General features: G+C 60.8%; 10 protein-coding genes. 4 read left to right on the forward strand and 6 right to left on the reverse strand.

Annotated elements, in window-relative coordinates:
* Positions 1 to 310: 310 nt before the first annotated feature.
* From I2D41_RS02670 to I2D41_RS02680, 3 genes are read right to left on the reverse strand one after another with little or no spacing between them, the layout of a single operon-like run.
* The gene (locus I2D41_RS02670; protein ID WP_195363456.1) at positions 311 to 2,230 is read right to left on the reverse strand and encodes an ABC transporter ATP-binding protein; all 1,920 of its coding nucleotides are present in this window, start codon (positions 2,228 to 2,230) and stop codon (positions 311 to 313) included.
* Positions 2,223 to 4,037, reverse strand: a complete 1,815-nt coding sequence (locus I2D41_RS02675) for an ABC transporter ATP-binding protein (RefSeq protein WP_195363457.1) — start codon at positions 4,035 to 4,037, stop codon at positions 2,223 to 2,225. The genes I2D41_RS02670 and I2D41_RS02675 overlap by 8 nt, the downstream gene beginning before the upstream one ends.
* Entirely contained in the window at positions 4,030 to 4,536 is a 507-nt protein-coding gene (locus I2D41_RS02680; protein ID WP_195363458.1) for a MarR family winged helix-turn-helix transcriptional regulator, read from the reverse strand. Before I2D41_RS02680 ends, I2D41_RS02675 begins: the two co-directional genes overlap by 8 nt.
* Positions 4,537 to 4,960: 424 nt before the next feature.
* Between I2D41_RS02680 and I2D41_RS02685 the strand changes: the two genes are divergently transcribed.
* Positions 4,961 to 5,785 carry a PfkB family carbohydrate kinase gene (locus I2D41_RS02685; RefSeq protein ID WP_195363459.1) on the forward strand — a complete coding sequence of 275 codons (825 nt, stop codon included), beginning with the start codon at positions 4,961 to 4,963 and terminating at the stop codon, positions 5,783 to 5,785.
* Positions 5,778 to 6,107 carry a TIGR04076 family protein gene (locus tag I2D41_RS02690; RefSeq protein ID WP_195363460.1) on the forward strand — a complete coding sequence of 110 codons (330 nt, stop codon included), beginning with the start codon at positions 5,778 to 5,780 and terminating at the stop codon, positions 6,105 to 6,107. The genes I2D41_RS02685 and I2D41_RS02690 overlap by 8 nt, the downstream gene beginning before the upstream one ends.
* A gap of 170 nt (positions 6,108 to 6,277) precedes the next feature.
* Here the strand turns inward: I2D41_RS02690 and I2D41_RS02695 are convergent, their stop codons facing one another.
* The 3 genes from I2D41_RS02695 to I2D41_RS02705 all read right to left on the reverse strand — a co-directional run bounded on the left by I2D41_RS02695 (position 6,278) and on the right by I2D41_RS02705 (position 9,600).
* On the reverse strand, positions 6,278 to 6,724 hold the full coding sequence (locus I2D41_RS02695) for a low molecular weight protein-tyrosine-phosphatase (protein WP_117747000.1): 447 nt from the start codon (positions 6,722 to 6,724) through the stop codon (positions 6,278 to 6,280).
* 33 nt (positions 6,725 to 6,757) lie between these two features.
* Positions 6,758 to 8,128 carry an ATP-binding protein gene (locus tag I2D41_RS02700; protein WP_195363461.1) on the reverse strand — a complete coding sequence of 457 codons (1,371 nt, stop codon included), beginning with the start codon at positions 8,126 to 8,128 and terminating at the stop codon, positions 6,758 to 6,760.
* 212 nt (positions 8,129 to 8,340) lie between these two features.
* On the reverse strand, positions 8,341 to 9,600 hold the full coding sequence (locus I2D41_RS02705; protein WP_271741631.1) for an MFS transporter: 1,260 nt from the start codon (positions 9,598 to 9,600) through the stop codon (positions 8,341 to 8,343).
* Between the two features lie 251 nt (positions 9,601 to 9,851).
* On the opposite strand from I2D41_RS02705, the gene I2D41_RS02710 reads away from it, so the two are divergent.
* The gene (locus I2D41_RS02710) at positions 9,852 to 10,691 is read left to right on the forward strand and encodes a hypothetical protein (RefSeq protein ID WP_117747002.1); all 840 of its coding nucleotides are present in this window, start codon (positions 9,852 to 9,854) and stop codon (positions 10,689 to 10,691) included.
* 77 nt (positions 10,692 to 10,768) lie between these two features.
* Positions 10,769 to 11,662: an aldose 1-epimerase family protein gene (locus tag I2D41_RS02715; protein ID WP_195363462.1), complete on the forward strand. Its 894-nt coding sequence runs from the start codon at positions 10,769 to 10,771 to the stop codon at positions 11,660 to 11,662.
* Positions 11,663 to 11,821 lie beyond the last annotated feature (159 nt).

An 11,821-nucleotide genomic window follows, 5' to 3' on the forward strand; every position in this document is an offset into this window, starting at 1 on the left:
TGCAATCGCAAGAAGATGACGGGGCGGAATGTCAATCCTGGTCTAACAGAGCCTTTAATAATCATTGTGTACCGAATGATTATTAAATCCCCGTCCCAGAAAAATCATCCTTACAAAACGAGGCCCTGGCCAAATGGCCAGGGCCTCACCAACTTTTATTCTGTTTTAATGACGGGTTGATTGCGCGCAGGAGGTCTCCCAGGCGGGCCGGGGTGTAACTTCCGCGCGCAGTTTCGCAGCGAAGCGAGAATGTTTGAGCACGGAGGTTACACCCCGGCCCGCCTGGGAGACCTCCGTGGAACAAACCTACCTACTCGAGCTCAAACGCTCCGGTATAGAGCTGATAGTAGTATCCGCGCTTGGCGATCAGCTCGTCGTGGTTGCCGCGTTCGATGATGCGGCCGTGATCCAGACAGATGATCGCGTCGGAGTTGCGCACGGTGGACAGGCGGTGTGCGATGACAAACGTCGTGCGGCCCTCCATGAGCTTATCCATGCCCGCCTGCACGATGGCCTCGGTGCGGGTGTCGATGGAGCTCGTGGCCTCGTCTAGAATCATCGCCGGCGGATCGGCGACGGCGGCGCGGGCGATCGAGATCAGCTGGCGCTGGCCCTGCGACAGCTGTGCGCCGTTGCCGGTGAGCATGGTGTCGTAGCCGTCGGGCAGGCGGGTGATAAAGTCGTCTGCGCCCGCGAGCTTGGCCGCTGCGATGCACTCCTCGTCGGTGGCGTCCAGGTTGCCGTAGCGGATGTTGTCCATCACGGTGCCGGTGAACAGGTTCACGTCCTGCAGCACGATGCCCAGCGAGCGGCGCAGATCGGCCTTGCGGATCTTATTGACGTTGATGCCGTCGTAGCGAATCTTGCCGTCGGCGATGTCATAGAAACGGTTGATGAGGTTGGTGATGGTCGTCTTACCGGCACCGGTGGCACCGACAAACGCGACTTTCTGACCCGGCTTGGCGTACACGGACACGCCGTGCAGCACCTCGTGGTCGGGCGTGTAGCCAAAGTCCACGTTGTCCATGACCAGATCGCCACGCAGCGGCACGTACTCAATTTCGCCGGTCGCGCGGTGCGGATGCTTCCACGCCCACATGCCGGTGTGGTGGTCGGCCTCCTCGAGCTGCCAAGTGTCGGGGTTGACCTGCGCGTTGACAAGCGTCACGTAGCCCTCGTCGGCTTCGGGCTCCTCGTCGAGCAGCTCAAAGATGCGCTCGGCGCCGGCAAGGCCCATGACCACGGCGTTGATCTGCTGCGAGATCTGGCCGATCTGGCCGCAGAACTGCTTGGTCATGTTGAGGAACGGCACCACGACGGCGATGGAGAGCGCCATGCCCGAGAGGCTCAGGTTGGGCACGCCCAGCGCCAGGAAGATGCCGCCGGTCAGCGCGACCAGCACGTAGAGCAAGTCGCCCAGGTTCCCGAGGATCGGCATGAGGATGTTGGCGTACATGTTGGCCTTCTGCGAGACCTCGAAGAGCTTCTCGTTGCGCTCGTCAAAATCGGCCTCGGCGGCGGACTCGTGACAGAACGCCTTGACGACTTTCTGGCCGTTCATGACTTCCTCGATATGGCCCTCGACCACGCCGAGCTCGGTCTGCTGCGCGATAAAGAAGCGCGCGGAGTTGGAGCCGAGCAGCTTGGTCATAAAGGTCATAAAGGCGACGCCGGCAATGATGACCAGGCACATCCACGCGCTGTAGTACAGCATGATAAAGAACACCGTGACGATGACGATGATCGTCATGAGCAGGTTGGGCAGCGACTGGCTGATCATCTGACGCAGCGTGTCGATGTCGTTGGTGTAGTGGCTCATAATGTCGCCGCGCTGGTGCGTGTCGAAGTAGCGAATCGGCAGGTCCTGCATGCGGTTGAACATCTTCTCGCGCAGCTTCTCGAGCGAGCCCTGCGTGACGATGGCCATGGCGCGGTTCCAGAACAGCGAGGACAGGATGCCGACGCCGTAGATGCAGGCGAGGGTGGTCACGAGCTGTGCGATCTTGGGCTGCGCGGCTTCCCAATCGCCCGACTGCCACGATTCGCTAATAATCTGCAGGGCGCTCTGAAGGAAGGTCGCGCCGATGGAGTTGATGATGGCGCAGAGCACCACGCCGGCGACGACGAGGGGCAAAAGCACGGGGTAGAAGCCAAAGAGCGTCTTGATGAGGCGCGACATGGTGCCACCCTTGCGGTTGAGCGCGCGCTCGGCGGTCGTTGCCTTACTCATGTGCCTCGCCTCCTTCCTGGGTCTGAGCTTGCGTTACGGATGCCTCGGTGTCGGCCTCGACGGCCCCATCGCCCTCGGCAGACATCTTGTTTTGCGAGGTAAAGGTCTCGCGGTAGATCTCGCTCGTCTTGAGCAGCTCGTCATGGTTGCCGATCTGCGCGATGCGGCCGCCCTCCATGACGATGATGCGGTCTGCGTCCTGCACAGAGCTGATGCGCTGGGCGATGATGAGCTTGGTCGTGTTGGGCAGATAGCTTGCCAGCCCTGCGCGAATCTTGGCGTCGGTCTTGGTGTCGACGGCGCTGGTGGAGTCGTCCAGGATCAAGATCTTAGGGCGACGCAGCAGAGCACGCGCAATGCACAGGCGCTGCTTCTGACCGCCGGAAACATTGGAGCCGCCCTGTTCGATCCAGGTGTCATAGCCCTTGGGGAAGCCGTCGACAAACTCGTCGGCGCAGGCCAGACGCGCGGCCTCGCGGACATCTTCGTCGGTGGCGTTCGGGTCTCCCCAGCGCAGGTTCTCGGCAATCGTGCCGCTAAACAGCACGTTTTTCTGCAGCACCATGGCCACCTGGTGGCGCAGGGCGTCCAAGTCGTAGTCGCGCACGTCCACGCCGCCGACGCGCACGGTGCCCTCCGTGACATCGTACAGGCGGGCGATCAGGTTCACGAGCGTCGACTTGGCCGAGCCGGTGCCACCGATAATGCCGATGGTCTCGCCGCTCTTAATATGCAGGTCGATATCGTCGAGCGCCTGGCGGCGGGCATGCTCGGAATACTTAAAGCTCACGTGATCGAAGTCGATGGAGCCGTCGGCAACCTCGTGCACGGGCTCGGTCGGGTTGGCGATCGTGGGCTCGGCGGCCAGCACCTCGGTAATGCGGTGCGCCGACTCGTCTGCCATGGTTACCATGACAAAGATCATCGACAGCTGCATTAGGCTCATCAGAATCTGGAAGCCGTAGGTAAAGATGGAGGAGAGCTGGCCCACGTCGAACAGGGTGCCCTGGCTCGTGATGATGAGCTTGGAACCCAGGTAGATGATGACGACGAACGCGCCGTTGACGCAGATGTTCATCATGGGGTTGTTGAAGGCGAGCAGCTTCTCGGCGCGGGTGAAGTCCATCTGGACGTCGCGCGCGGCGGTGGCGAACTTCTCCTTCTCGTAGTCCTGGCGCACGTAACTCTTGACCACGCGCATGCCGGTGACGTTTTCCTCAACGGATTCGTTGAGCGCGTCGTACTTGTGGAACACGCGGGCAAAGATCGGGCGCACCTTATAGATGATGAAGAACAGGCCAAAGCCCAGCAGCGGAATGATGACCAGGTAGACCATGGCGACGCTGCCGCCCATGGCGTATGCCATGGTAAAGGCAAAGACCAGCACCAGCGGCGAGCGCACGGCGATGCGAATGAGCATCATAAAGGCCTGCTGCACGTTGTTGATGTCGGTGGTGAGGCGGGTGACGAGCGAGGAGCTCGAGAACTCGTCGATGTTGGCGAAGCTGAACGTCTGGATCTTGTAGAACAGGTCGCGACGCAGGTTCTTGGCAAAGCCGCAGCTGGCATGGCTGCAGGTGATGCCCGCGGCGGCGCCAAAGGCGAGTGACGTCAGCGCGATGAGTACGAGAAGGCCGGCGGTGGGCAGCATCTCGGTAACGGCGGTGCCGTCCTTGATGGCGTCGATCATGTCGGCGGTGATAAACGGGATCGTCATCTGGCAGATTACCTCGCCAAGCACCAGCAGCGGCGTGGCGATCGTGACCTTCATGTAATCGCGGATGCTGCCCATAAGGGTTTTAATCATCCAGTTCCTCCCAGGTTACGCGGATTTTCTCGAGCATCTCGGCGAGCTGTTCACGCTCGTCGTGGTTGAGGGCGCTAAAGGCCTGCTCCCTAAAGCGGATGCGGGCGGCTTGGTCGATGCGGGCCTTCTCCCAGCCGATCTCGGTCAGGCGAATGGTGAGCTGCCGGCGATCTTTTGGATTGCGGCTGCGCTCGATGATGCCGGCGCACTCGAGCTTGGACAAGATTTCGGAAAGCGACCCCGGCTTGAGGTCGAAGTGCATGCCGAGTTCCTGCTGCGATATCTCGCCGTTTTCCTGCTTGGCAAGCAGGCAGACGATGGGCGCCTTGCCGGACACGCCGCCGCCGTGAAAGTGCATGTAGTGGCCGCAAAAGCCTAGGCCGCTCAGGATGCGCTTGGCGAGCTTGTCTTCGCCGTTAACTGCTTCGGGCACGTCTGCCGGCTGCGACGGGTCGCCGCCGGGCTCGTGCGGACGAAGGTTAAGGAGTTCATCGCACATGAATTCGTATCGCTCCTTTCTTTAGTTAGGTAGTGGGATTGTTTTGTGCCTAACTAATCTAGGAGTGCTATACAGGAATGTCAAGGTACCAAACTTATTTGGTTACGGCGTTTTACCAAACGCCGTAACCACTCGACGCTGCAAACGTCCCTAAGCGGCAATCTGGCGTTCAATCGTCGGGCATGGCCACAAGGCCTATGCCCTCCTCTTTCACGCCACCTTGCTCGCTTAGGAACGTTTTCGCTGTCCGTCCTCAACCTGCAGCGTTGCCCTGGTTGGCACTTGGGGACGTTCCTTTTCTGACGGCACCTAGGGACACTCCTTGTCAAGGCTTTGGTGCAAACTTCCGTCTGCAGCGTTCCCTGCGCTACACTTAGTCGCACTGTGGCGACTATGCGCCGCTCCCGACCCAAGGGGGACACTCATGAAGAACACTCAGCTGCTGCTGATCAACGATATGTGCGGCTATGGCAAGGTCGCGCTTTCCGCCATGCTTCCGGTGCTGTCGCACATGGGCTACCGTATCCACAACCTGCCGACGGCACTTGTGTCCGATACGCTCAACTACCCCAAGTTCTACATCCACGACACCACGGAGTACGTGCGTCAGAGTCTCGCCATCTGGGAAGAGCTCGGCTTTGAGTTCGACGCCATCTCCACTGGCTTTATCGTGACCGAAGAAGAGACGCGCATCATCTCAGACTTTTGCCACCGCCGCGCGCAAAAGGGCACCAAGGTATTCGTCGACCCCATCATGGGCGACAACGGCAAACTTTACGCCGGTGTGCCCGAGTCCACGATCGGTCTCATGAGGCATCTGCTCGAGTGCGCCGACTATGCGGTGCCCAACTATACCGAGGCGTGCCTGCTCACCGACACGCCCATTGCCGAGCAAATCACGCCTGACGAGGCCCACGCCCTTGTGGACGCCATGCGCGCGCTGGGCGCCAAGTCGGTGGTCATTACGAGCGCTGTGGTCGACGGCGCGAACGCCGTCATCGGTTACGACCACGTGGCGGGGGAGTACTTCACGATTCCCTTTGACCTGATCCCGGTTTACTTCCCGGGTACGGGCGATACGTTCTCGGCGGTGCTCGTCGGTCGCGTGATGGCCGGCTGGAGTCTGCAGCGTGCAACGGCCGATGCCATGCGCGTGGTGGCAGAGCTTATCGAGCGCAACGCCGACCAGGAGGACAAGTCCGCCGGCCTGCCCATCGAGGCCTGCCTGGATGTGATCGACCATGAGTAGCGCCGGCGAAAGCATCCCCGAGCCCGCGAGCGAGAACAAGCCGCTCGGTGCGCCGCGTGGCAAGCGCCCGCGTATTCGCATTAGCTGCGTGGACCAGCTGGGTACGTGTCGCTGCCACCATGGGCACAAGCCGGGCGACGTCTTCGACTTCGACCGCGATCGCGGCAAGATGTGCTCCATGGCCTGCCACGTGGGCTTTCCCTATATCGACATCCTGCGCTACGGCGGCACCGTGCCTGGCAACAAGCCCGGCACGGCAAAGTTCTGCTGCCCCGAGGTCGATACGTTGAACGTCTGGCTCGCCGAGATCGTCGACGAGTAATCGAGCGTGGATTTTCGCCCGCCAAGATAATGAGCGTGGATAATCTCCCGTTTAGAGCGTGGTTTTACGCTCAAAGTGGGAGAAAATCCACGCTCAATTTGTATGCGGGAGATTATCCACGCTCATTTTATGCCGATGGCGTGGCTCACGCATCCGCGCCGCCCGGGCGCCTACAGTTGCTCGAGCATGGCTGTGCAGCCGGCGAGCACATCGCGGTAGGTGGCATCGAAGTTGCCGGTGTACCAGGGATCGGCGACGTCGCCGGGGCGATCGGTCCAATCCAGCAGCCGCGAAATCTTGCCGTCGGCATCGTCGCCGAAGATGCGACGCAGGCCGCGCGCGTTCTCGGCATCCATATAGACAATGTGGTCCCAGTCGCCATACTCCGCGCGACGCACCTGGCGCGCACGGTGCGCAACGACGGGAATCCCGACCTCGCGCAGCTTGGCGACGGTGCCATGATGCGGAGGGTTGCCAATCTCCTCGGTCGAGGTCGCGGCAGAATCAATGACGAACTCCGCCTCGCGCCCAGCACGGCGCACCAGCTCGGCAAACACCGACTCAGCCATCGTCGAGCGACAGATATTCCCGTGGCAAATAAACAGTACGTGCTGCATATGATGGTTCCTTTCTGGGCGGTCGCGCGGGGGTTACAGACTGCCCTTGAGGCAGTTTGCTCCGATAAAGCCCGCTGCGTACAAGGGGAGATGGCGCAGCTCGCGTCCGTCATCGGTTTCGCTGCGGGCAAAATTGTTCTCGGACAATATGTAGGCATACGGCGACCGGGCTTTTTCCATAAACGACCCGAGCGTTCTCGCGCGCACGTTGCGTGCGGATTTTACCTCGACGGGAACGATCTCCATACGGTCGGTCTGAAGTAGAAAATCGAGCTCGCCGTTCGTCTTCCAAGACGACGGTGGCATCCAGTAATACGTCTGCAAACCATTGCCCGAAAATGCCTGCATGACCGAGTTCTCCGCCAAGGCACCTCGAAAGTCGGAAGACAGCGCAATGGCGGAATCCTCTTTGAGGTCGAGCCAGAGTCGCGGGTTGATACCGAGTTTGTAGAACATGAGGCCCGTATCGAGAAGATAGACCTTAAAGAAGCTCCCGTCTTCGTCGTCGAAGGGGACGAGGGGAGGTTCGATGCCTTCGGTCAGGTTGTTGACCGATATGATGCCGGCGCCCTCGAGCCAGTCGAGTGGCTCGATGAGCTTTGAGCGTCGGCCTCCGCGTTCGACCTCGGAGTACTTGAATTTCTTGGTTGAGGATCGTAGCAGCTGGGATGGAATGGAGCGCCAGACCTTGCGCGCTGCTACGCCGCTGATCCCGTTTTCGGGGTCGGTCATATCGGCGGTGTAGGTCTCGTCGATTTCGCGCTGCTCGACGCGCGCGTCTTCGATGGAAAGCGTCTTGCGATATGCGTTGACGGCGGCGGGCATGCCGCCCACGATTTGGTATCGATGAAACAGGTTGAGCGCGGCTTGGTGTGCGGCGTAGGTCTCGAGCGTGTCGGCGTGGGTACGAACGGCATCGGCCATCTGCTCCTCGCCGAGCGCCCAGAGAAACTCCTCGAACGACATGGGATGCATGGTCTCTTGGCGGACGCCGCTGGGAAAAGGCAGCTTGCGCTTGCGCGTGGCGACGCCGAGCTGACTGCCGGTCGCGCATATGCGCCAGCCCGAACCCGAGAAAAAGCGAAGCGAGTTGAGCGCCCGTTCACAGAGCTGAACCTCGTCAAACAGGATGAATGCGGTTTCCTTGCGAATGGGGGTGCGTTTATAGTCTGAGATTCGTGCCACGATGGTGTCAACGTCGTCGGTGGGGCAGTCGAACAGCGGGGCAATCAGCTCAAGATCGGTCTGAAAGTCGAGTTTGACAAATGCATCGCCGGCGATTCGTCTGCCGATTTCCTCGGCAGCGTACGTTTTGCCCACGCGTCGCGCACCACGGATGAGGAGGGGGCGCGACGCGTCCTCTGTCGCCCATGATTCGATGACGGATTCGATTGATCTACGCATGGAGCCGCCTTTCCAATTCCGTGTATTTCAAATACATAGTTTAGTACGATTTCGTGTACTTCAAATACACGAAATCGTGGAAAAGCGTGTATCTGAAGTACACGAAATCGTACTGCTGGAGCTTGCGGGCGGATAAACACTGCTCGTATGGTGTGGTTTTCATCGGACGCCCGCCGCGCTGAGCTGTACTTGCGCCTGCCTCGATCCCACCCCTATGCCTGCATCGAAGATTGTGCTGCCCGCTTGCGCTCCCAGCGTGCCAGCTTGATCGTCACTAGCGTGAGTATCCAGGCTACGAGCGAGAATGCGGCGCCAACCGCGCCCACGTAGGCAATGCCAATCCCGCTTACCACGGCGCCGCCCACCGCGGTGCCAAACGAGATGCCGACGTTAAATGCCATGGGCTCCACCGAGCTCGCGAGCACCATCGATTTGGGGTGGCGGCTGCGGGCCACGTCCATAAAGTGCGTGATGCACGAGACCGAGAACAGATACATGAGCATCGCCAGACTAAAGACAAAGACGAGCGCGAGGGGCATGGCGTCACCCACGGCAAACAGCCCAAACAGCGCCGCGGCCTGCAGCACAAACGTCACGAGCAGCGCCTTCATGCCAAAACGCGCATCGATCCATCCGCCCAGGATGTTCGAGATCAGGCAGAACACGCCGTAGGCCATAAGGGTGGTGCTTGCCTGAACGGTGCCCATGCCCAGCACCTGCTCCAGATAGGGCGTCACATAGCCGTAAAACACGTAGACCGAGCCCACACCAAACAAAAAGATGAGCATGCCGGTGATGATGCTCGGCTCGCGCAGCAGCCCTGCCTGCTCGCGGAAGGTGGCGGGCTCATCGGTCTGTCCGGCACGCGGCATAAACGCCACGAGCGCGGCGCAGATCAGGACGGCGAAGGCCAGCGTGCCGTACATGGCAACGTGCCAGTCGAGCGTATCGGCCACAAATTTGCCGATCGAGGTCACAAAGACCATCGCCACGGAAAACGCGCCGTACACCACCGAAATGGCGAGCGAGGTCTGCTGCGGGGACAGCAGCTCGGGGATATACGTCACGCCCACGGCGAGCAGCGCGCCCGAGACGGAGCCCAAGATGATGCGCGAGGCAAACAGCACTTGAAAGTTGGGCGCCAGCGCCATAACAAGATTGCCAAGTACAAAGACGATGCTGTAGCACACGAGCAGCTGGTAGCGGCGGAAGCGTCCCGTGCTGAGCGCAAGCACCGGCGTCGCGATGGCGTAGACCAGCGCGAACACGCTGATGAGCTGGCCCGCGGTGGCAAGTGAGATGCCAAGCTCCGTCGCCAGGTCGCTCTCGATACCGATGACTACGAACTCCGAGCAGCCGAGCGAAAAGCCCAGCAACACGAGCAGCGCCAGGCAGAGGTTAGTGCGCGCGGGGGAAAGCGCGGCAGCGGTTGACTTGCTTTTAGGCGTGGTTGCGGCGGTCAAGGTTGTCACTCCAATGTCGCATGAATAAGCGGGATTCAATCCCTGCAACTCTAACAGAATGTGACAAAGGGACAGCCCCTTTGTCACATTGCGCTGCCAGCCAGTCGCCCAAACCATCACAACATTCGGCGAAAATCTCGAAATCGAGGAAAAGCGTCGAATGTTGTGATGGTTTTCCTGTCTGTGCCGGCGAGCTCCAGCGCCGTCTGGGGGTATAAGGCTTGCAAGTGTTTATTTGCGAGGCCTAAGGGGCGCCCCGTATGGATATCGATAACTTTGAATGGTGGTATAGCGAGGGCGAGGCTCCGGACGAGTCCTGGGATGAGCCGTTGACGGACGAAGCGTCGAGCAACGAGGTCGAGACCGGCAGCGATGCCGCCGAGCCTTTGACCTTCGAACAGGCCTGGGCCCAGGCTGAGGCCGACGAGGCAAAGGCCGATGCCACGGCAACGCTTGATGAGCCGGCCGACATGTCGATCTCGCCGGCAAAGACCCCGCAGCCGCGCCACACCATCGATCCTGACAGCACGGCGTCTTTCAGCATTCTCGACGTACCCGCGCAGGGTGCCCAGGCGCCCGCCCCCACGCATCGTCCCAACTTAGCTCGTGAGGAAGACGCGGGCCGCCGCTCGCCACTCGGCCCCATCCTCATCGCCTTTATGGCCGGCGTCATCGCCTGCTCGGCAATCGGCAGCGTCTGGAGCCATGTGGAACGACAGCGCGAAGACGCCGCCAAGGTCGAGATGTCTGTCGAGCAATCGCTCAGCCGCACGCGCTCGGTGCATGTGTCGGTCGAGGTCAAGGACGGTGCGACATGGGATACCGCCCGCGGCGACAGCCAGATGCTCATCCACATCGTGGGCCGCACGCTCAAGGGGCAGGCGGTCGATGAGTATCAATATGTCAACTCTGACGGTGACGGCATCGAGCTCAAGCCCGGAGACTACGAGCTCACGGTCGATGAGGCGCCCGTCGCCACCGACGGCACGCGCTTCCGCGCCTCGAAGCGCATGGTCCCCGTGAGTTTTAACTCGCAGGCGCCCGATACGGTCGACAGCACGCCGCAGGGCGGGTTCGATCTTTACGTGGACGCTCAATAATTGCGTGCCGCCTCTTCCCGCAGCCAAGAGTGGGACAATAGCCCTCGACACTATTGTTTACTTTTGGAGGAAGTAGCATGTCTACCGTCACTACCATCAAGCGCGGCGGCCTCACCGCGGCCATCGATTCCATGGGCGCCCAGCTCACGAGCCTTGCCCTTAACGGCAACGAGTATCTGTGGCAGGGCGACCCCGCCTTTTGGGGCAAGCACGCGCCCATCCTGTTCCCCATTGTGGGCTCGCTGCGCAACAACACGGCAACGTCTGCGGCCGGCACCTGCGAGATGCCGCGCCACGGACTCGCGCGCATTGTCGAGCACAAGCTGGTCGAGGTTTCGGAGGACGGCTCCTCGGTAACGTACGAGATCACCGATACGCCCGAGTCGCTCAAGGCCTTCCCCTTCCACTTTAAGCTCAACATGACCTATGCGCTCACCGGCGACGCTACGCTCACCCAGACCTTTGCTGTCACCAACACCGGCGACGTGGATCTGCCGTTTTCGGTGGGCGGTCACCCTGCCTTTAACGTGCCGGCCCCCGGTGCCGATGACGAGGCGTTCGAGGATTACGAGTTGGCATTTACCGAGGCATGGACCAACGAGGCGCCCATCATTACGCCCGATGGCCTCATGACGTTCGAGGGCAGCTACAAGGCTCCCGACAACTCGGACGTGCTGTCCATCACGCACCGCAGCTTCGATAACGACGCCATCATGTTCACTGACGTTCCCGGCTCCACGCTCACCCTGCGCGGACGCAAGTCGGGTCACGGCGTGAAGATCGACTTTGAGGGCTTTAAGTACATTGGCGTGTGGTCTGCCGCCAACGACGCCCCGTTTGTGGCGCTCGAGCCCTGGACCGGCCACACCACCATGGACACCGAGGACGACGTCTTTGAGCACAAGGTCAACACCATCACCTTGGCGCCGGGCGAGACGGACGAGCGCAGCTTTAGCGTTACGCTGCTCTAGAGGTTCCGCCGTTCTAACGAACGGCGGGCCGGTCGACGCTGCGCGCCACCCAGAGCGACAATTTGTCATTCAAAAGACACGGCATGACCAGAAGGTCTATGCCGTGCCTTTTTCATGCCAACTTGTTCGCTCTGGGCGGCGCTCGCTGGCATTGCCAAA

Source organism: Collinsella aerofaciens, from assembly GCF_015552075.1.
Lineage (GTDB): Bacteria > Actinomycetota > Coriobacteriia > Coriobacteriales > Coriobacteriaceae > Collinsella > Collinsella aerofaciens_Y.